This is a genomic window from Xanthomonas sp. NCPPB 3569 (genome assembly GCF_041475645.2).
GTDB lineage: Bacteria > Pseudomonadota > Gammaproteobacteria > Xanthomonadales > Xanthomonadaceae > Xanthomonas > Xanthomonas phaseoli.
The window spans coordinates 1,105,347-1,125,729 of sequence record NZ_CM192969.1 but is presented as its reverse complement, the minus strand read 5'-3'; the positions used below and the strand labels follow the sequence as shown (position 1 = coordinate 1,125,729).

The 20,383-nt window shown below is 65.7% G+C and carries 20 protein-coding genes; 9 read left to right on the top strand and 11 right to left on the bottom strand.

The annotated features are described in order from the left end of the window. Nucleotides 1–55: 55 nt before the first annotated feature. The 6 genes from lptD (at nt 56) to ACCQ03_RS04665 (ending at nt 7,167) form a co-directional block, all read left to right on the top strand. On the top strand, nt 56–2,479 hold the full coding sequence (lptD, locus tag ACCQ03_RS04690; protein WP_370512611.1) for an LPS-assembly protein LptD: 2,424 nt from the start codon (nt 56–58) through the stop codon (nt 2,477–2,479). Continuing rightward, complete coding sequence (locus tag ACCQ03_RS04685) at nt 2,476–3,867, top strand: peptidylprolyl isomerase (RefSeq protein WP_039570752.1); 1,392 nt, start codon at nt 2,476–2,478, stop codon at nt 3,865–3,867. The genes lptD and ACCQ03_RS04685 overlap by 4 nt, the downstream gene beginning before the upstream one ends. A gap of 19 nt (nt 3,868–3,886) precedes the next feature. Next, nucleotides 3,887–4,858 carry a 4-hydroxythreonine-4-phosphate dehydrogenase PdxA gene (pdxA, locus tag ACCQ03_RS04680; protein ID WP_039570749.1) on the top strand — a complete coding sequence of 324 codons (972 nt, stop codon included), beginning with the start codon at nt 3,887–3,889 and terminating at the stop codon, nt 4,856–4,858. 115 nt (nt 4,859–4,973) lie between these two features. Beyond that, a complete protein-coding gene (gene rsmA, locus ACCQ03_RS04675) occupies nt 4,974–5,762 on the top strand; it encodes a 16S rRNA (adenine(1518)-N(6)/adenine(1519)-N(6))-dimethyltransferase RsmA (RefSeq protein WP_057680066.1) in 789 nt (262 codons plus the stop codon). 36 nt (nt 5,763–5,798) lie between these two features. Then, entirely contained in the window at nt 5,799–6,182 is a 384-nt protein-coding gene (apaG, locus tag ACCQ03_RS04670) for a Co2+/Mg2+ efflux facilitator ApaG/CorD (RefSeq protein WP_007965232.1), read from the top strand. Nucleotides 6,183–6,210: 28 nt separating this feature from the next. Continuing rightward, on the top strand, nt 6,211–7,167 hold the full coding sequence (locus ACCQ03_RS04665; protein ID WP_017159103.1) for a symmetrical bis(5'-nucleosyl)-tetraphosphatase: 957 nt from the start codon (nt 6,211–6,213) through the stop codon (nt 7,165–7,167). A 51-nt stretch (nt 7,168–7,218) separates the two neighbouring features. Here the strand turns inward: ACCQ03_RS04665 and ACCQ03_RS04660 are convergent, their stop codons facing one another. From ACCQ03_RS04660 to ACCQ03_RS04625, 8 genes are all read right to left on the bottom strand, one after another. Beyond that, on the bottom strand, nt 7,219–7,713 hold the full coding sequence (locus tag ACCQ03_RS04660; RefSeq protein WP_057680171.1) for a dihydrofolate reductase: 495 nt from the start codon (nt 7,711–7,713) through the stop codon (nt 7,219–7,221). Further along, entirely contained in the window at nt 7,710–8,285 is a 576-nt protein-coding gene (locus ACCQ03_RS04655) for a hypothetical protein (protein ID WP_209225661.1), read from the bottom strand. Before ACCQ03_RS04655 ends, ACCQ03_RS04660 begins: the two co-directional genes overlap by 4 nt. Before the next feature lie 33 nt (nt 8,286–8,318). After that, nucleotides 8,319–9,113, bottom strand: a complete 795-nt coding sequence (locus ACCQ03_RS04650) for a thymidylate synthase (RefSeq protein ID WP_209225663.1) — start codon at nt 9,111–9,113, stop codon at nt 8,319–8,321. Then, nucleotides 9,110–10,000 (bottom strand): prolipoprotein diacylglyceryl transferase, encoded by an 891-nt coding sequence (lgt, locus tag ACCQ03_RS04645; RefSeq protein WP_011346474.1) that lies wholly within the window; start codon nt 9,998–10,000, stop codon nt 9,110–9,112. Before lgt ends, ACCQ03_RS04650 begins: the two co-directional genes overlap by 4 nt. Before the next feature lie 53 nt (nt 10,001–10,053). Beyond that, complete coding sequence (locus ACCQ03_RS04640; RefSeq protein ID WP_057680137.1) at nt 10,054–10,545, bottom strand: TPM domain-containing protein; 492 nt, start codon at nt 10,543–10,545, stop codon at nt 10,054–10,056. Then, complete coding sequence (locus ACCQ03_RS04635) at nt 10,545–11,438, bottom strand: TPM domain-containing protein (RefSeq protein WP_057687015.1); 894 nt, start codon at nt 11,436–11,438, stop codon at nt 10,545–10,547. The genes ACCQ03_RS04640 and ACCQ03_RS04635 overlap by 1 nt, the downstream gene beginning before the upstream one ends. A 327-nt stretch (nt 11,439–11,765) precedes the next feature. Beyond that, nucleotides 11,766–12,392 (bottom strand): LemA family protein, encoded by a 627-nt coding sequence (locus tag ACCQ03_RS04630; protein ID WP_057680129.1) that lies wholly within the window; start codon nt 12,390–12,392, stop codon nt 11,766–11,768. Nucleotides 12,393–12,488: 96 nt separating this feature from the next. After that, a complete protein-coding gene (locus ACCQ03_RS04625; RefSeq protein ID WP_017157322.1) occupies nt 12,489–12,869 on the bottom strand; it encodes a diacylglycerol kinase in 381 nt (126 codons plus the stop codon). A gap of 182 nt (nt 12,870–13,051) precedes the next feature. Here ACCQ03_RS04625 and ACCQ03_RS04620 point away from each other — a divergent pair, with 182 nt between their 5' ends. Continuing rightward, the gene (locus ACCQ03_RS04620) at nt 13,052–13,753 is read left to right on the top strand and encodes an SGNH/GDSL hydrolase family protein (RefSeq protein WP_057680060.1); all 702 of its coding nucleotides are present in this window, start codon (nt 13,052–13,054) and stop codon (nt 13,751–13,753) included. A 421-nt stretch (nt 13,754–14,174) separates the two neighbouring features. On the opposite strand, the gene ACCQ03_RS04615 is transcribed toward ACCQ03_RS04620, so the two are convergent. The 3 genes from ACCQ03_RS04615 to ACCQ03_RS04605 form a co-directional block, all read right to left on the bottom strand. Then, on the bottom strand, nt 14,175–15,446 hold the full coding sequence (locus ACCQ03_RS04615) for a sensor histidine kinase (RefSeq protein ID WP_209225665.1): 1,272 nt from the start codon (nt 15,444–15,446) through the stop codon (nt 14,175–14,177). A gap of 146 nt (nt 15,447–15,592) precedes the next feature. After that, nucleotides 15,593–16,306, bottom strand: coding sequence for a response regulator transcription factor (locus ACCQ03_RS04610; protein ID WP_002811889.1), 714 nt, complete (start codon nt 16,304–16,306; stop codon nt 15,593–15,595). 91 nt (nt 16,307–16,397) lie between these two features. Next, on the bottom strand, nt 16,398–17,066 hold the full coding sequence (locus ACCQ03_RS04605; RefSeq protein ID WP_209225788.1) for an arylesterase: 669 nt from the start codon (nt 17,064–17,066) through the stop codon (nt 16,398–16,400). Nucleotides 17,067–17,175: 109 nt separating this feature from the next. Here ACCQ03_RS04605 and ACCQ03_RS04600 point away from each other — a divergent pair, with 109 nt between their 5' ends. Further along, a complete protein-coding gene (locus tag ACCQ03_RS04600; protein WP_020372742.1) occupies nt 17,176–17,775 on the top strand; it encodes an ABC transporter ATP-binding protein in 600 nt (199 codons plus the stop codon). Further along, nucleotides 17,772–20,255, top strand: a complete 2,484-nt coding sequence (locus ACCQ03_RS04595) for an ABC transporter permease (RefSeq protein WP_209225667.1) — start codon at nt 17,772–17,774, stop codon at nt 20,253–20,255. Before ACCQ03_RS04600 ends, ACCQ03_RS04595 begins: the two co-directional genes overlap by 4 nt. The last annotated feature ends 128 nt before the right edge of the window (nt 20,256–20,383 follow it).

Sequence of the window (20,383 nt, the reverse complement as noted above, 5' to 3'; positions counted from 1 at the left end):
CCCCTATGCGGGGTATGCGGCAAGCTAGTCGCCATTTTATTGGTTGAACCCACGCGTGCGCCGAGCTCTCCGCCTGCTGCCCCTGCCTTTGAGCATCGCCATCTGCCTTCCGGCCATGGCTGCCGACAAGCCGTTGAACTGGGGACTGTGCCCGGCCGTAGACCCGCTACCCGGCTTCGACGGCGCCCCCGCCGCCGACCCCAAGGCGGCCGAGATGCGCCAGCAGTTGCCGACCGACATCGAAGGCGACCAGCTCTCCGGCACCAGCACCACCCCGCAATACCAGGGCAATGTCGCGCTGAAGCGCGGCGACCAGTTCCTGGGTGCCGACAACCTGCGCATGGACACCGAAACCGGCAACTACATCGCCGAAGGCAATGTCCGTTACCAGGACACCTCGTTCCGCATGGTGGCCGACCGCGCCGAGGGCAATCAGGATACCGACACCCACAAGGTCACCAACATCCAGTACCAGTTGGTGGAGCGCCGCGGCAATGGCGACGCCGAATCGGTGGACCTGCAGGGCCAGGTCGGGCAGATGCATCGATCCACCTACACCACCTGCGACCCCTCGCAGCCGATCTGGCGCGTGCGCGCGCCGGAGATCGACGTCGACAACGAGGAAGGTTTCGGTACCGCGCGCAACGCGGTGCTGCAGATCGGCAAGGTGCCGGTGCTGTACTTCCCGTGGTTCAAGTTCCCGATCGATGACCGCCGCCAGACCGGCCTGCTGTTTCCGCAATTCGGCCTGTCCGGCCGTAACGGCTTCGATTACCTGCAGCCGATCTATCTGAACCTGGCGCCGAACTACGACGCCACGTTGTTGCCGCGCTACATGAGCAAGCGCGGTTTCATGTTCGGCACCGAATTCCGCTACCTGTACGAGGGCGGTCGCGGTGAAGTCACCGGGAATTACCTGCCCAACGACAAGTTGCGCGACAAGGACCGTGGCAGCGTGTTCTACAGCGGCTACCACAACGTCAACAGCAATTGGCAGGCGCGCAGCAGCATTTCCTGGGTCAGCGACACGCGCTATGTCGAGGACTTCACCAGTCGCCTGAACGGCATCGGCTCGGCTTCCAGCCTGCAGAGCACCGTGGGCATCTACGGCACCGGCGAAACCTGGACCGCAGGCCTGATGGCCGACCGTTGGCAGCTCACCGACTACACGCTGGACGAGCAAGCCCTGCCATATAACCGGCAGCCGCGTGCGTATTTCACCTGGGAAAAGCCGCTGGGCATTTTCGAGGCCGGCATCTATGCCGAGGCGGTGCGCTTCACCCACGACGATTCGTACCAGGTGAATTACATCCCGAACGCCAACGGCAACAATGGCGACGAGTACGTCCGTACCAATATCCGCAACAAGGAATACGGCAGCGGTGCGCGCCTGGACGTCAAGCCGTATATCTCGATGCCGCTGTCGGGCGCAGCGTGGTTCCTGACGCCCACCGTGGCATGGCGCTACACCGCGTACCAGCTGGATTCCACGCTGGCCAATACCAAACCGCTGACTGGCAACCGCTCGCCGTCGCGTAGCCTGCCGATTGCCTCGCTGGACGCCGGCCTGTATTTCGATCGGGAAACCTCGCTGTTCGGCACCAACTATCTCAATACGTTGGAGCCGCGCATGTACTACCTGTACGTGCCATACCGCGACCAAGACGATCTGCCGGTGTTCGACACCCGTCCGTTCACCTTCAGCTACGGGCAGCTGTTCCGCGACACCCGCTACACCGGCGCCGACCGCCAGAACGATGCCAACCAGCTGACCCTGGCGGTGACCTCGCGCTGGCTGCGCCAGGACGATGGTCGCGAAAAGCTCTCGCTGAGTGCGGGCCAAATCCTGTACTTCAGCGATTCGCTGGTCACCATCAACAACAGCAACAACTCGGCAGCCGGCAGCGAACAGACCATCGACCAGGGCAAGTCCGCCTGGGTGGCCGACGCCAACTACATGATCAACGACCGCTGGTCGATGGGCGCCACCTACCAGTGGAACCCCAACTCGCGCAAGGAAGATCTGGCCAGCCTGCGCACGCGCTATCTGCTCAACAACGACGGCATCATCAACCTGGCGTATCGCTACCGTCGCAACCTCACCGACAACAGCGACCAGCTCAAGCAGGCCGATTTCTCCTTCCTGTACCCGATCAACCCCAGCTGGAGCGCGGTCGGTCGGTATTACTACTCGCTGCTGGACCGCAAGCCGCTGGAAATCATCGGGGGCGTGCAATGGGATAGCTGCTGCCTGGCGGTGCGCGGGCTGGTGCGCCGGTTCGTGCGCAACCGCGATGGCGAGATGGACAACTCGATCCAGATTGAGTTCGTGCTGAAGGGCCTGAGCTCGTTCGGGCAGAACACGGACCGCACTTTGCGCCGTGCTATTCTCGGCTATTACCGCGACGACCTCTACCTGGTCCCGCCCAGCAACACCACGACCAATCCGGACGATTACGATCCGAACCTGATTCCATGACCAAGCCTTTCTCTGTTGTTCTTGCCTCGCTGCTGGCCATCACCAGCACGGTTTCGCCGTTGGCCTCGGCACAGCAATCCCAGCCGCTGGATCGCATCGCTGCCATCGTCGACGAAGACGTGGTGCTGCAGAGCGAGCTCGATCGCGCCGTGCGCAACGTCAAGTCGCAGTACGCCGGTCGCGAAAACCAGCTGCCGCCAGACGATGTGCTGCAGCGCCAGGTCCTTGAGCGCCTGGTGCTGGTCAAGCTGCAGGTCAGCCGTGCCGATGGCAACGGCATCCGCGTCAGCGACGAGGAACTCAACCGCGCCATCGCCAGCATCGCCCAGCAGAACGGCACGACGGTGGACGGCTTGCGCCAGAAGCTGGCAGCCGACGGGATGGGCTACGCCGATTTCCGCTCTTCGGTGCGCGACGAGATCATCGTGCAGCGCCTGCGCCAAAGCTTTGCGCAGAGCCGCATCAGCGTGAGCGAAGGCGAAGTGGATACCGCGCTGGCCCAACAGGCCGCCACCGGTAGCCAGTACCACCTGGCGCACATCCTGATCGGCTTGCCGGAAGGCGCAACTGCCGAGCAGATCGCCACCGGCCAGAAGAAGGTCGATGGCGTCAAAGCATTGATCGACAAGGGCGAGCTGGATTTTTCGGCCGCTGCGGTGCGTTATTCCGATAGCCCCAATGCGCTGGAAGGTGGCGATCTGGGCTGGCGCAGCCTGGATGAGATCCCGAACGCATTTGCGCAGCTGATCCGCGACATGCAGCCTGGCCAGGTGGCCGGCCCGCTGCGCGGCCCGAGCGGCTTCCAGCTGCTCAAGCTGGTGGAAATGCGCGACGCCAATGCCGGCGGCGAAAAGAAGATGGTCACCGAGTACCACGCACGCCACATCCTGGTGCGGATCGGCGACAACCAGACCGAGGCGCAGGCCAAGGCAAAGATCGATACGATTCGCGCGCGCATCGTGGGCGGTGCCGATTTCCAGGCGACGGCCAAGGAGTCCTCCGAGGACACCAACAGCCGCGGCCAGGGTGGCGATCTGGGCTGGTTCCCAGCCGACGCATTCGGCCCGGATTTCGGCAAGCAGGTCGAAAGCTTGACCGATGGCGCGGTCTCCGAACCGTTCCGGACCCAGGCGGGCTGGCACATCGTGCAGCGCGTCGGCAGCCGTCAGACCGACGTGAGCGCCGAGAATCAGCGCGCGCAGGTGCGTGAAACCATCGGTCGCCGCAAGCTGGAAGAAGAGTACAACCGCTATCTGCAGGAACTGCGTGGCGAAGCGTATGTGAGCTACCGCACCGGCGACCGTGCCGATGACAATGCCACTGCCGCTCCGGCCAAGTCGGCTGATCCGGCAGCGCCCTCACCGCCGCCGGCAAAGCCGACGCGCTGAGACCGGGTAGCCGGATAGCATGATGGTCCCGTCGCTCGCGCTGGTGCCAGGCGAGCCGGCCGGAATCGGGCCGGAACTCTGCGTCCGGCTCGCGCAGCAGCCGCGCTCGGACGCGCATCTGATTGCCTACGCCGACCCAGATACCCTGCACAGCGCCGCCACGGCGCTGTCGTTGTCTGTGCGGCTGCTCGATCCCGACCAGCCCGCGCGCGCGCCTGGCGACCTGCCGCTGCATCCCGTTCGCCAAGCCGTGGCAACACGCTTCGGCGCACCTGACCCGGCCAATGCCGCAGCGGTGATCGCCGGCCTGCGCAGCGCGGCCGGCGACTGCCTTGCCGGCCGGTTGCAGGGAATCGTCACTGGCCCGGTGCACAAGGCAGTGATCAATGCCGGCGGCATTGCTTACACCGGCACCACCGAACTGCTGGCCGAACAAGCCGGTTGCCCGGTGGTGATGATGTTGGCCAACAGCATCGTGCGCGTCGCGCTGGTGACGACCCATCTGCCGCTGCGTGCGGTGGCCGATGCAATCACCGCCGATGCGCTGCTGCAGTGCCTGCGCATCACCCACGCAGCGATGCAGCGCGACTTCGGCCTGGAGCACCCGCGCATCGCCGTGCTCGGCCTCAACCCGCATGCCGGCGAAGACGGTCACCTGGGCCGCGAGGAACTGGATATCGTCATTCCGCTGCTGGAGCAGCTGCGCGGCGAGGGCATGCAGCTGATCGGCCCGCTGCCGGCGGACACCGCATTCCTGCCGCAGAAACTGCGTGGTTTCGACGCAGTGGTGGCGATGTATCACGACCAGGGCCTGCCGGTACTCAAGTACAGCGGCTTCGAGCAGGCAGTGAACATCACCCTGGGCCTGCCCTACCCGCGCGTTGCGGTGGATCACGGTACTGCGCTGGAACTGGCCGGCCGCGGAATCGCCGACCCCTCCAGCCTGATGGCAGCCACTGCGTTGTGCGCGCGATTGGCGGCGCGCCGCTAACACCCCGTGTGCTTCCGCGCTGCGAGCATGCCGCTGGTGCATGCCGTCTATCCGCCAGGCCCGGCGGATGCGCGACGACGCCGCGTGCAGGCGCGGCCTCCGTTAAACTGCGCAGATGAATTCTTCCTTCAGCGCACCGGCCAAGAAGTCGCTTGGCCAGCACTTTCTTGCCGACCGGTATTACATCGACCGCATCGTGCAGGCGGTAGACCCGCGCGCCGGCCAGCATCTGGTCGAGATCGGCCCGGGCCAGGGTGCCATCACCTTTCCGTTGCTACGCAAGCATGGCGCGTTGACCGTGATCGAATTCGATCGCGACCTGATCGCGCCGTTGACCGAAGCCGCCGCACCGATCGGCGCGCTGAGCATCATTCACCGCGACGTGCTCAGCGTGGATTTCACTGCACTGGCCGATGGCACGCCGATCCGCCTGGTCGGCAACCTGCCCTACAACATCTCCTCGCCGATCCTGTTCCATGCGCTGGACCATGCCGCTGCCGTGGCCGACATGCACTTCATGCTGCAAAAGGAAGTGGTCGACCGCATGGCCGCCGGCCCCGGCAGCAAGGTGTACGGACGACTCAGCGTGATGCTGCAGGCGTATTGCGAGGTGACTGCGCTGTTCGTGGTGCCGCCGGGCGCGTTCCGGCCGCCGCCGAAGGTGGACTCGGCCGTGGTGCGGCTGGTGCCGCGCGACCCGGCCACGGTGCAGATCAACGACCGCCGCCGCTTCGCCGATGTGGTGCGCGCCGGGTTCGGGCAGCGCCGCAAGACCCTGCGCAATGCCTTGTCCACCATCTGCGAACCGGCCCATTTCGAGGCTGCGCAGGTGAGACCGGATGCACGCGCCGAACAACTCGAGGTCGCGGATTTCATCCGGCTGGCCAATGTCGAGCTGGCTTGAGCGCCGCTCCCACACTGTTTTATTTAGACTTTCGCCATGCAAGATGATCCGCGCTACCGGGTCGAGGTCGAGGTATCGCCCCGCTTCCTCGCCCATCAATCCACCCCGGACGAAGGCCGCTACGCCTTTGCCTACAGCATCCGCATCCAGAATGCGGGCGCGGTGCCTGCGCGCCTGATCGCGCGCCATTGGCAGATCACCGATGGCAACGGTCGCACCGAGCAGGTGGATGGCGAAGGCGTGGTCGGCGAACAGCCGTGGCTGCGCCCGGGCGAGGCTTTCCATTACACCTCCGGCGTGCTGCTGGAGACCGAGCAGGGACAGATGCAAGGCCACTACGACATGGTGGCCGACGATGGCACCGAATTTATCGCCCCGATCGCCGCCTTCGTGCTGAGCGTGCCCAGGACGCTGCACTGATGAATGCTGGAGTGAGGGAGCGCACGCAATGAGCGTCTGGGCCATCGGCGACCTGCAAGGGTGCTACGACATCACCCAGCGCTTGCTGGAGAAGATCAATTTCGACCCCGCCCAGGACACGCTGTGGTTCTGCGGCGACCTGGTCAACCGTGGCGGGCAATCGCTGGAAACGTTGCGTCTGGTGCATTCATTGCGCGCGCACAGCGTGGTGGTGCTGGGCAATCACGACCTGTCGCTGCTGGCGATCGGTGCGCGTTCGGAAGAAGAGCAGCGCAAGGTCAATCCGGATCTGCTGCGCATCGTGATGGCCGAAGATCGCGATGCGCTGCTGGACTGGCTACGCATGCAGAAGCTGGCGCACGTAGACCGCGCGCTGGGCTGGATGATGATCCACGCCGGGCTGGCGCCGAAGTGGACCACGCAGATGGCCGAAAAACACGCACGCGAGGTCGAGCAGCAACTGCAGGGCGGCGGCTATCGCAAGCTGCTGCGCAATATGTACGGCGACCAGCCGGGTTGGTCGCCGGGCCTGAGCGGCTACGACCGCAGCCGCGCCATCATCAATCTGTTCACCCGCATGCGCTATTGCACCCCGCGTGGGCGCATCGCCACCGACGACAAGGGCACGCCGGGGACGCAGGCACAGGGCCTGTATCCCTGGTTCGAAGTGCCGGGTCGGGTCGAGCGCGACCTGAAGATCGTCTGCGGGCACTGGTCCGCGCTGGGTCTGACGATCACCCAGGGCGTCCATGCGATCGATACCGGTGCGGTCTGGGGCGGCAAGCTGACGGCGTTGCAGCTGGATAGCGATGAACTACGCGTGGTGCAGGTGCCCGGACGCGAAGTGACCGGGCCGGCACCGGCCGCACGCGCGCCGCGGCGTCCACGTGAGCGACAGGGACGTCAGCGTTCGCGCGGCAATCGCGGCAATGCGGGGAACGCAGTGGCCGGCCCCAAGCCGCCGGTCGATCCGCCACAGGACTGAGCGCGCGAGGCGCCCGTCGCCATCGCGGTGCCGGGCGCGACACGGCATCGCTCAGCGGCGCGCGTAATCCACGAACGCAAACGCATGGGCATGCCGATCATCGGCAGCATGCAACTCGCGCTTCACCGGCGACCACACCGCTGGGTCGATCGGCGGAAAATGCGTGTCGGCACCATCCACTGCGGTGTTCACTTCAGTCGCTGCCAGCAGATCGGCACGCTCCATGGTCAGGCGATACACCTCCCCGCCACCGATCACGCACAGCTCCTGCGCCCCATCCTGCACGGCGCGTTCGATCGCCTGCTCTACCGACGCCACAGCCTGCATGCCGTCGAACGGCACCTGTCCCGAACGGGTCAGCACCAGATTCAATCGCCCCGGCAACGCACGCCCCAGCGATTGCGCCGTCTTGCGCCCCATCAGGATCGGCTTGCCCAGCGTCAGCGCCTTGAAGCGCTTGAGATCGTCCGGCAATTTCCAGGGCAAATCGTTGTCGCGGCCGATGGCGTTGTTGCGGTCGAAGGCGACGATCAGCGAGAGTTTCATTCTTTGCCCTGGCCTTGAATTAAGCGCGCATCGCACATCTCGGCAATCGGCCTCAAGCTCAAACTTCCGCTCTTGACCAGCTCCATCAGGGCTGGCTGAGCTTCCCGCAGCGTATTTTCCATGATCGCACCCACTTCCCGTGCGAGCGCTTGGTTGTTGTAGATCAATTGAGTGGCCACCAAGTCGTTTCCGGAGTCTAGAGCCGCCGTCGCCATGACGCGCTCGCTCGCGGAGAGTGTCGTTTGCATGGCCGCGATGGTGCTCTCTGCGAGCGCCGGATCGTTCATCATCCTTTCGAGTGACGGACGCAACTGCCTATCCAGCATCGAAGACAGCGCAGGCTGCATTTCAGGACAGTTATCTTGCCACTTGGATTTCGCTTGGGCTTCCGTCACCTTGAGCAAGTCGTCTATCGAACCTTGCACCATCTGTTGGTGCAAGGGCGGCTGAAAGACTCGCAAGTAGATTTGACGTGACTGCTCGATTGGAGACATGCCCGCCACTTTCCGGGCTTCCGCCACGGGTGTCAGCAAGCAGAATACAAGTGCGATGCACAGAATCATCTTCTGCATGAGGCGCCTAGTCAGTTATGGGCCAGGCTGAGTCTAGACCGCCACCGGCGCCTTGATCGCCGGATGCGGGTCGTAGCCTTCGATGGCGATGTCTTCGAAGCGGAACGCGAACAGGTCGGTGACCTCGGGATTCAAACGCAAGATGGGCAGCGCGCGCGGGGTGCGCGTCAGCTGCTCGCGTGCCTGGTCGAAGTGATTGGAATACAGGTGCGCATCGCCCAACGTATGCACGAAATCGCCCACGCCCAGCCCGGTGGACTGCGACACCATGTGGGTCAGCAGCGCATAGCTGGCGATATTGAACGGCACGCCCAGAAAGATGTCGCCGCTTCGCTGATAGAGCTGGCAACTGAGCTTGCCGTTCACCACATAGAATTGGAACAGGCTGTGGCACGGCATCAACGCCATCTGCGGCAGCTCGCCGACATTCCAGGCGCTGATCACCAGGCGACGCGAATCCGGATTGCGCTTGATTTCATCCACCAGCCACTGCATCTGGTCGATCTCGACGCCGTCCGGGCCAGTCCAGCGCCGCCACTGCTTACCGTACACCGGCCCCAGATCGCCGTTGTCGTCGGCCCACTCGTCCCAGATGCGCACCTGGTGGTCGCTGAGGTAGCCGATATTGGTGTCGCCCTTCAGGAACCAAAGCAACTCATGGATGATCGAGCGCAGGTGCAGCTTCTTGGTGGTCACCAACGGAAAGCCGTCGTTGAGATCGAAGCGCATCTGCCAGCCGAACACGCTGCGCGTGCCGGTGCCGGTGCGGTCGGACTTCTCCGCGCCGTGTTCCAGCACGTGCTGCAACAACTCCAGGTACGGCTTCACTTGGCAGCCTCCACGCCCGCAGGCGCCGGCAGCACCGGCTGCAACACCGGCGCGCGGCGCGACATCGCCAGCAACACCAGGCCAACCGCAATCAATGGCAGGCTCAGAATCTGGCCCATCGTCAGCCAGTTGAAGGCCAGGTAGCCGATCGGTGCATCGGGTACGCGCACGAATTCGACGATGAAACGGAACACGCCATACAGCAATGCAAACAGGCCGGAGACCGCATACCGTGCACGCGGCTTCATCGAGAACGTCCACAACACCACGAACATCACCACGCCTTCCAGCGCAGCTTCGTAAAGCTGCGAGGGGTGGCGGGCGAACTGGTTCAAGGCGCCGGCGGCGTACTGCGCCTGGATCTGCGCGGGCAACCGGTCGGCCAGCTCCGGCGCATGCGGAAAGATCACGCCCCAGCCGGCCTGGGTGAATTTTCCCCACAACTCGCCGCCGACGAAATTGCCGAGCCTCCCGAAACCGAGACCCAGCGGCACCAGCGGGGCGACAAAATCCATCACATCGAAGAAGTGCAGCCGGTGCTTGCGCGCCCACAGCCAGCAAGCGATCAACACGCCGAGCAGGCCACCGTGGAAGCTCATGCCGCCTTCCCAGACCTTGAACAGGATCAGCGGATTGGCCAGGAAGGTCTCGAACGCATAGAACAGCATGTAGCCGATGCGCCCGCCCAACACCACGCCGAGCATGCCGTAGAACAGCAGATCGGAGAAACCATCCATGTCTACCCCGGGCAGACGACCGCGCAGGATGCGCGAACGGCCCAGCGCCCAGGCAGAGAAGAACGCCGCCAGGTACATCAAGCCATACCAGTGCACCTGCACCGGGCCGAGCGAGAAGGCAATGGGGTCGATGGCGTGCAAATAGATCATGCGGACCGCGTATCACATAGAGCGAGGCCGCTATTCTGACACCTCGTACGCGCTCAGCCTAAGATCCGCGGCCGGTCAGGTAGCTCGTCTTCATGCTGCGCGCCGGCGGGGGCCGGGAAATGCTCGGCCAACAGCTCGGTCACCGCCTCGATGCCGGCCAGGACCGCCGCTTCGTGCTGGCCTTCGCGCAGGAACTGCTGCATGCGCCGACACACCTCTGCCCAACACGCTTCCGGCACCCGGCTGCGCAGGCCGCGGTCTGCCACCACCTCGATGGCGTGGTCGGCCAGCAGCAGGTAAATCAGCACCCCGTTGTTGGCTTCGGTATCCCAGGTCCGCAGTTGCGCGAAGGCCTGCTCGGCGCGCTGGCGTGCACTGTGTCCGCGCCACAATGCCTGCAGTGGCAGGTCGGCCTCGACCGCGACCATGATCTGGCCGGTGTGCGAGCGCTCGCTCGCAGTCACCGCCGCCGCAATGGAATCCATGCATGCGGCTGGAAAGATGCGCTGCGCCGAGGGCGCGAAAAGATGCCTGAGCCACCGCATTACCAGCTCCCCGAGGCGCCACCGCCTCCTGATGACCCGCCGCCACCGCCCCAACCACCACCACCGCCGAAGCCGCCACGGCCGCCGCCGCCAAATCCACCGAAGCCGCCACCACCCCAGCCACCGCCACCGACAAAGCGGCCCGGCGAGCCGGAGGCCAAGCCAGCCAGCAGACCGATCACCGCCGCACCTGCGCTGGCGAACAGCAACGACGTCAATAGCAATGCCGCGCCGCCAGCGGCAACGCCGGTCAGCACCGCGCGCAGCGGGCGCGGTAGCGCGCCCAGGATGCCGCGCGCCACCATCGCCACCACGAAGCCGATAAACAGCGCCATGATCCAGCCACCGCCGCCCGTGCCGTTGCCGCCATCGGCGTGCCCGCTGACCGGCGCCGGCAGGGCCTCGCCCTCGATCAGCCCGGCCAGTGTTGCGGTCGCCGCCGTGATGCCGCCCGCGTAATCGCCCTCGCGAAAGCTCGGCGCCAGATACTCCTGGATGATGCGGTTGGCGGTGATGTCCGGAATGGCGCCCTCCAGCCCGTAACCTGGCTGGATGCGCACGCGACGGTCGTCCTTGGCCACCAGCAGCAGCACGCCGTCGTCCACGCCCTGGCGGCCGATCTTCCATTGGTCGAACACGCGCTGGGCGTATTGCTCGATCGCTTCGGGCTGCGTGGTGGGCACGATCAAAATCTGCAGCTGCGCGCCCTTGCGCTGCTGCAAGGCCAGCGCCTGTTGCTCCAGTCGCTGGATCTGCGCCGCATCCAGGGTGCCGGTGACGTCGACCACCGGCGACCGCAGCGGCGGGATGGCAGCCAACTCCTGCGCCAGCAGCGATGCCGGCAGCAGCAGCAACGCCATCATCCACACCACTCGCACACACAATCGCCGCATTGCCGACTCCTAGCTGATGTGCGCTGACCGTCGATCAGCGCTGGGTTTGCGATTCCTTCTCACTGCAGGACATTGCCTCTTGCAGAGAGGGTGCGCCCGAAGCGAGGCCACGGGTGGTCGGAACGACTGCACGCTCTGGCGCCTTCCCTTCACCCCCTCCCCGATGGGCGAGAAGCCAGCGCTCGCCTCTGTCGGTCTGGCCTGCAGATTCGGACCGATGTGCACCTTGGCAGGCGTTGCCGTGGCAGGTGCCCGTGCGTCGTTCGACAGCGCGTACTGCGCTTGCTGGCGACGACTGCACAGGCGCCGGACACGTAGAGCAGCTGATTACTGCGCAGGCCGCGGCACGGGCTGTTGCTGCGGCGCCTGCTGCGTACCGAAATCCACCTGCGGGGCCCGCGAGATCTGCGCTTCGTTTTCCACGCTGAAATTGGGCTTGGGCTGATATCCGAAGATCTTGGCCGTGATCACCTGCGGAAATGAGCGAATGTAGGTGTTGTAGTCCTGCACGGTCTGGATATAGCGGCCACGCGCTACCGTAATCCGGTTCTCGGTGCCTTCCAGCTGCACCTGCAGATCGCGGAACGACTGGTCCGACTTGAGCTGCGGATAGTTTTCGCTGACCACCAACAACCGCGACAGCGCGCTACCCAATTCGCCTTGTGCCTGCTGGAACTGCTTCAACGACGCTTCGTCATCGGCGTTGACCTGGATCTGGCCGACGCGCGCGCGCGCATTGGTCACCTCGGTCAGGACCTGGCGTTCCTGCTGGGCGTAGCCCTGCACCGTTCGCACCAGGTTGGGAATCAGATCGGCACGGCGCTGATACTGATTGAGCACTTCCGACCAACCGGCCTTGACGCCTTCTTCCTTCTGCTGGATCGCGTTATAGCCGCAACCGGACAGCGACGCGGTCAGGATCAGCAACACCAGGGCGCGAATCAGGACAGGCATGCAGGCGATTCCGTTGGAAGAGAGCCCGAGCATGCCACGTGCCAAGTCAAGCCCGCATGCACACCTCCCCGCCCGGTTCGCCCTGCCTGCCGCGCGTCACCACAGCCGCGGCAGCAGGATCAATCCCCAGCACAGCAGCACATTGATCAGTAGCACGAACACCGCCGCCGAACCCATGTCCTTGGCACGCCCGGCCAATATGTGATGTTCCGGGCCGTAGCGTTCGATCACCGCTTCGATGGCCGAGTTCAGCAGTTCGGCCGCCAACACGATCAAGAGTGGTGCAATCAGTGCAATGCGCTCGAGTCCCGACTGCCCGAGCCACAGACCGAGCGGTACCAGCACGGCTGCCAGACAGACCTCCAGGCGGAACGAGGATTCGTGCAGCCACGCCGCGCGCAATCCCTGCCATGACCAGATCGCCGCCTTGAGCATGCGGCGCGGACCGCGCGGGACGTGCCCCAATTGATCGGCCATGCGTCAGTGCGTCCTGCCGCAGGGGCGAAGAGGGGAACAAGTCGAACGCATGGCATGGTCGCTGCTGGGGAAAGTGCGAATCTTGCACCGTGGCGCCCCGCCCCGCCAGCTGCCGGCAGGTTTGCCCTCAGCTTCCAGCCTGGCGCACCATGGGAGCCCGCTTCACTGTTGAAGGTTCCTGCATGACCATCCATCGCCTGCGCAGCGTGCTGTGCGCCCTCGCCCTTCTGTCCGGCCATGCGTACGCCGACGCCCTGCACACCGCTCCGGCCGTGCCGGCCCAGGTTTCCAATGCCGCTTGGGAACAAGACATGCAACGCTTCGCCGAGAGCGATGCGCGCCAGCCTCCGCCCAAGCACGGCATCGTGTTCGTCGGCAGCTCGTCGATCCGGTTCTGGGAGACATTGGCGCAGGATTTCCCGGGCAAACCGGTGATCAATCGCGGCTTCGGCGGCTCGGAAGTGCGCGACAGCACCTGGTACGCAGACCGCATCGTGATTCCATATGCGCCACGCCAGGTGGTGCTGTATGCCGGCGACAACGACCTCAACAGCGGCCGCACGCCCGAACAGGTGCGCGATGACGTGCTGGCATTCGTTGCACGTGTACGCCGCGACCTGCCCGAGGCACGCATCAGCTATCTGTCGATCAAGCCCAGCCCGTCGCGCGCGCAGTTGCTGCCGGCGGTAATCACGGCCAACCGCCTGATCAAGGACGCGCTCGCCCCGCTGCCGCGGGTGGACTTCGTGGACATCTACACTCCGATGCTCGACGCCAGCGGCAAGCCGCGCGCAGAACTGTTCCGCGCCGACAGGCTGCATATGACGGCCGATGGGTACGCGATCTGGCGCAAGGTCGTGGCACCGGTATTGGAACAACGCTAGAACGCAACCGAGCCGATCCGGCACGCCTGTCGCCGGATCGGCCGGCTGCAGGCGCGAGGTTGGCTGCCGCTCCATGGCAGCGCGTTTTTATCGTGGCGGCAGGCTGCCGGCCCTGTTCTCACACACGACTGCCGTAGGCGTCTGCGATTTCGGCCGCGGCGATGGCGTTTGCGGTGCGCGAGAGATACCGGCGATGCCAAGCATCTGCAACGTCGCTAAACACGCTGCAGGAGTGCACTCGCCGGGCGCTGCACTGCTGGCACCACGTCGAGCGTTCCGGCTACCGAGCGGCCAGTAAAGTGATTGAAGCAGTTAGCCAATCGCACGTGCAGCAGCCGTTCGTCGTCTTCCTGCCATGCTGCCTGGCTATTGGCCGGCAGCAGGGCGTTATCAGCACGCGCCAGGACCCCCGAGTACCGCCTTAGGCGACGATCACCGCCACTGACGTCCCGACCCCGGCTTCGCTCTGCAGTTCGATACGCCAGCCGAAGCGATCGCACAGCCGACGAACGATCGACAGGCCAAGCCCCGTGCCTTGCGGGCGGGTGGGATCGGCGCGGAAGAACGGTTCGAACGCGCGGGCACGCGCCTCTTCGCTCATGCCAATGCCGGTATCGCGGACCACGATACGGTCGTGGGTCACCTCGACCTCGATGCTGCCGGTATCGGTGTACGCGCAGGCGTTACGCAACAGATTGCTGAGCACCACCCGCATGACCCTGGGCGGAGCAAACATCTGCAGGCTGCGGTCGCCGACCATGCGCAACGACACCGGTTTGTCGCCGAGCAGTTCGCGCGCACTTTCCAGTTCTTCGCTGGCAAGCTCGGCCACATCGAAATTTTCGCTTTGCGGGTCGATCTCTGCCTCGCGCGCCAGGATCAGGAACGCATCGATCACCGCTTCCATATCGTGGCCGGCACGCTGGATGCGGCGCAGGCTGCGCTGCGTGCGTGCGGACAATTCGTCGTCGGCCAAGGCCATGTCGCTGGCCACGCGGATCACCGTGAGCGGAGTGCGCAATTCATGGCTGGCATCGCGGGTGAAATTGCGTTCGCGCGCGACATGCTCGCTGACGCGCAGCCCCAGCGCATGCAGCGCGGCGGCCAACTGGCGTGTTTCGCCCTGCAATTCGGCAGGCAGCCGCTCCGGAGCCAGTTCGTCCACATCCGGGTTGCGCGGATCCCAATGCGACACACGCCGCGCCAGCCAGCTGATGGACGAGACCAGCCGCTTGGAAACCCGATAGGTGAACCAGGACACGCCATAGATCGCCACCAGCACCACGATTGCCGGCACCACACCGAACCACAAGGTCAGATGCGCCGCACGCGAGCGCGGAAACACCAGATACAGCCGCCCCTCCGGGCGCTGATCGACATACACCAGCGCATCGGCAGCAGCCACTTCGCTGAAACCCGGAGACAGGTGGCGCAGCGCGGCCGGCGCAGCGGCGGGGGCAGCACCGGCAGGCGAAAAATAGCCCTGGATGTTGCGCGTATTCGGTGGCCGGTTGTCCGGCACGCTCTTTTGCATCTGCCAGAAATGCACGGCTTCGTCGGCGAGCACGGTGCGCACCAGGCTGTATTTGATGACGAACGACACCAGATACCCGGCCAGCACGAGCGCCAGGCTCGCCAGCGCGACCTGCAGCAGGAAGGCGAGACGTATTTTTCTCGGGAGCCCGTGTGGCATTGCTGCATCCAGGGAAGAGCGCCGGAGTATAGGCAACGCTTCCGTGAGTCCTTCGTGCAACCAGCCGGCGGCACAGGAGATCGATCGGCGCGCGAGCGCCTGCACCGCAGGCAGCCGGCCGCCAGAACGGCGGCCGGCACATGACATCACGCCATCGGTTGGGCGATGTCGGCGATGCGATAGCCGGCGCTCTGCACGGTGTGCAGCAGCGGACGGTCGAACGGCTTGTCGATGATCTTGCGCAGGTTGTACAGATGGCTGCGCAGGGTGTCCGAATCCGGCAGGCCGTTGCCCCAGATTTCGCGCTCGATTTCCTGGCGGGTGACCACGCGCGGCGATTCGCGCATCAGGATGGTCAACAAGCGCAGGCCGATCGGCGAGAGCTGCAGCTCGGTGCCGGCACGGGTGGCCCGCATGCTCACCGGGTCCAGCACCAGGTCGGCGACCTTGAGCACTTCCGAGCCCACCTGGCGACGCTCGCGGCGGATCAGGGCACGCAGGCGCGCTTCCAGTTCCTGAATTGCGAACGGCTTGGTCAGGTAGTCATCGGCACCAAAGCCCAGGCCGGTGAGCTTGTCGTCCAGCGTGTCGCGGGCGGTCAGCATCAACACCGGGGTGGACTTGCGTGCGTCGTTACGCAGGCGGCGGCACACTTCGATGCCGTCCAGGCGTGGCAGCATGAGATCCAGCACGACCACGTCGTAGCTGTTCTCCGCGGCAAGGCGGTAGCCATCCAGGCCGTCCTGCGCGTAGTCGACCTCGAAGCCACGGCCTTCCAGGTACTCGCCGATCATTTCGGAGATATTGCGGTTGTCTTCGACGACCAGCACGAGGCCGGACGTTTCCTTGGTCTGACGCATGGACTTTCCTCGGTCTTCAGCTTTGTGAAACATGCCGGATCGACGGTGGAAAGGGCGTGAAGACTGGATAACGTTTTGCGCTGCCCCGTCGTTAGCGGCCGAGCAGCGGGCGCAACGCCGGCCATACCGTCTCCAGCACCTTCGGTTGCGCGGCGGCGGTGGGATGCAGGCCGTCTGCCTGCATCAGGCCAGGCTGCAGCGCGACCTTCTCCAAAAAGAACGGCACCAGCGCGGTCTTGTACTGTTTGGAGAGGTCCGCATAGGTCGCCTTGAGCCGCTCGCGGTAGGCTGGGCCGTAATTGGGCGGCACGTCGATCCCGAGCAACAGCACCTTGGCGCCGGCTTGCTGGCTGAGCTGGATCATCTTTTCCAGGTTGCCCTTGAGCTGGGCCGGGGTCAGCCCGCGCAGCGCGTCGTTGCCGCCGAGCTCGATGACCACCACGCCGGGGCGGTGCTTTTCCAGCAGGCCCGGCAGCCGGGTCAGCGCGCCGGAGGTGGTTTCGCCGCTGATGCTGGCATTGACGACTGCCGGGGGCGTCGCCATGTCACGCTTCAGGCGCTGGTCCAGCAAGATCACCCAGCCGGACTGCACCGGGATGTTGTGCGCAGCGCTCAGGCTGTCGCCGACGACCAGGATCGGCGCGGTGGCGACCGGACTTTTGGCAGAGGCAATCCCCGGCGCAAGCAGGGAGAGTGTCAGCAGCCACAGGGCCAGTACGCCATATCGCAGTGTTCTTTCACGCATTCGGAGATTCCTCATCGACAGTCTGGCCCCCCGCTCCAGCACCCGCACCGCCATCGACGTTCGCGAGGTCGGCAAGTCCGTCAGTGGCCCGGAGGGAACGCTCCACATCCTCGACAACGTGAGCTTGACGGTCAGTGAAGGCGACAGCATCGCCATCGTTGGCGCGTCCGGTTCCGGCAAGACCACCCTGCTCGGCCTGCTGGCCGGGCTTGACCTGCCCAGCCGCGGCAGCATCGCGCTGGCGGGCCAGGACCTGGGCCAGCTCGACGAAGAAGCGCGCGCTGCGCTACGCGCCCGCGACGTCGGCTTCGTGTTCCAGAGTTTTCACCTGCTGCCGGCGCTGACTGCCGAAGAAAACATCGCATTGCCGCTGGAACTGGCCGGGCGCGAGGATCCGGCGCGGGTGCGCGAGGTGCTGGAGGCCGTGGGCCTGAGCGCACGTGCGCGGCATTATCCGCGCCAGCTGTCCGGTGGCGAGCAGCAACGCGTGGCGCTGGCGCGCGCCTTCGTGGCCCGCCCGCGCATCCTGTTCGCCGACGAGCCCACCGGCAGCCTCGACCAGGCCACCGGTGCGCAGATCAGCGACCTGCTGTTCGCGCTCAACGCCACCAGCGACACCACGCTGGTCCTGGTCACGCATGACATGACGCTGGCGCAGCGCTGTCGCCATATTTACCGCATCGACAGCGGCCGCCTGCACGCACAGACCGGTCCGGCCGCATGAACGTCGTGCGACAAGCCGCGCGCGCGGTGCGCCGCGAATTCCTGGCCGGGGACCTGCTGACCGTGTTCGCCGCGCTGGTGCTGGGCGTGGCGGTGATGACCGCAGTGGGCACCCTGGTCGACCGGGTGACGCTCGCACTGACCTCCAGCGCGGCCGAAGTGCTTGGCGGCGACCTGGGCGTGACCGGGCGGCAGGAAATCCCGGCCGACTTTGCCGAAGAAGCCAAACGGCGCGGCCTGCAGAGCACGCGCATGGTCAGCTTCCCCAGCGTGTTGTTCCATGGCGATGCCAGCCAGATGGCCAATATCCGCGGCGTCGGCGCCGGCTACCCGCTGCGCGGGCAGTTGCTGGTGTCCAGGGACGGCACCGGCACGGAAGGTCGCGCCGCCAGCGCACCGCCGCCGGGCCAGGCCTATGCCGATCCGCGCCTGCTCGAAACACTGGGCCTGCACGTGGGCGAGCAGCTGGAATTCGGTGCCGGCCATCTGACCATCACCGGCGTGTTGCGCGCCGAGCCCGATGCCTCCGGTGAGCTGATGCAGCTCGCGCCGCCGCTGCTGGTCAATCGCGCCGATATCGACGGCGCCGGCCTGCTCGGCCCCGGCAGCCGCGCTTCCTATCGGCTGATGTTCGCCGGCGCACCGGATGCCATCGCCGATCTGCGCGCCTGGTTGAAACCCCGCGCCAGCGAGTACCGCTTGGTCGGTATCGAAGACACCCAACGCGGCATGCGTGCAGCGTTCGATCGCGCCGGCCGTTTCCTGGCCTTGTCGGCATTGCTGGCCGTGCTGTTGTCCGGCGTGGCGACTGCGCTGGCGGCGAACCGGTTCGCGATGCGACGCATCGACACCGTGGCGGTCTTGCGCTGCCTGGGTGCCCGCCAGCGCGACATCCTGGCGATGCTGTCGCTGCAGCTGCTGCTGACGGCGATTCCGGCCTGCCTGGTCGGTATCGGGCTTGGCATGCTCGCGCAGGAAGGCCTGGTGCAGGCGCTGGGCAGCCTGATCCCGAACCGGCTGCCGCTGCCGCAGGCCACCCCTGCCCTGGCCGGTGCAGGCATCGGCCTGGTGCTGTTGCTGGGCTTCGGCCTGCCGCCGCTGCTGCGGCTGCGCAACGTGCCGCCGATGCGCGTGCTCAACCGCAGCTTTGCTGCCGTGCCGCCCAGCTCGTTGCTGGTGTACGGCGCAGCACTGGCCGCCACGCTCGCGCTCACCGTCTATGCCACCGGCAATCTGGTGCTGGCCGGCTGGGTGCTGGGCGGCCTGGCCGCGCTGGCACTGGTGGCGATGTTGCTGGGGCTGGGCCTGCTCGCGTTGCTGCGGCCGATCCAGCACCGCCTGCGCGGTGCCTGGAAACTGGGCCTGGCCTCGCTGACACGGCGCCGCGGCCTGAGCGTGGTGCAACTGGTCGGGCTGTCGCTGTCGTTGTGCGCGCTGTTGCTGCTGGCAGTGGTCGGCCCGGGCCTGCTCGCTCAATGGCGCGACCGCCTGCCGGCAGACACGCCCAACTACTTCCTGATGAACATCCAGCCCGAACAAACCCAGCCGGTGCTGCAGACGCTGCGCGGCCTGGGGGTGAATGATGCGGCCGTGGAGCCGTTTTCCACCGGGCGCCTGGTGGCCATCAACGACAAACCGCCGGTGCGTGGCGACCGCGACCCGGCCGACGATGGCGACGGCGACAACCGCCCGGTGAATTTTTCCTGGTGCCACGCGTTTCCGCCGGCAAATACGCTGCTGCAGGGCAAGTTCTGGGCGGCCGACAGCACCGCGGCGGAAGCCTCGGTGGAAGAAGGCTGGGCACAGCGCTGCCAGCTCAAGCTGGGCGATCGCATCACCCTGCTGCTGGGCGAGCAGCAACGCACGTTCACCGTGACCAGCATCCGCAAGGCCGACTGGGATTCGTTCCGGGTCAACTTCTTCCTGCTGCTCAATCAAGGATCGGTCGGCGATGCGCCGTACAACCTGATTTCGGCCTTCCACCTGCCGCCGGGCAATGCCTCCAAGCTGGCGGCGCTGAGTCGCGACTATCCGAACATTTCGCTGCTGGATATCGATGCCATCCTGGGCCGCGTGCGCGAGGTCATCGACCAGGTGGCACAGGCGGTGCAACTGGTGATGGGCTTCAGCCTGCTGGCCGGCGTGCTGGTGTTGCTGGCCGCGTTGCAGGCCACCGCCGGCGAACGCCGCTACGATAGCGCGGTATTGCGCACCTTGGGCGCACGCCGTGGCCAGTTACGCGGGGCGGTGCTGGTGGAATTCGGCGCGCTCGGCGTGCTGGCGGCGACACTGGCGGTGACCGCTGCGGCCGTGATCGGCGCGGTCGTGGGGAAGCAGGCGTTCGAGATGGCGTTGACGCCCGATTGGCCGCGCCTGCTGCTCGGCGGCGCGTTCGGGTTGGCGTTGAGTCTGTTGGCGGGTTGGTCGGGCACCCGGCGCATCCTGTCCACGCCGCCGGCGCTGGCATTGCGGAGCGAGTAAGTGCGGGTAACACCCGTCGCATGCGGGTAACGGCATGCGGCGGGTGGCTTGGTGGCGGTGCTGCACGCCAGGCAACGGACGCTGTGGCGACCGGCGCGAGAGGCCTCGCGCGTCGGTGAGCGCTGCAT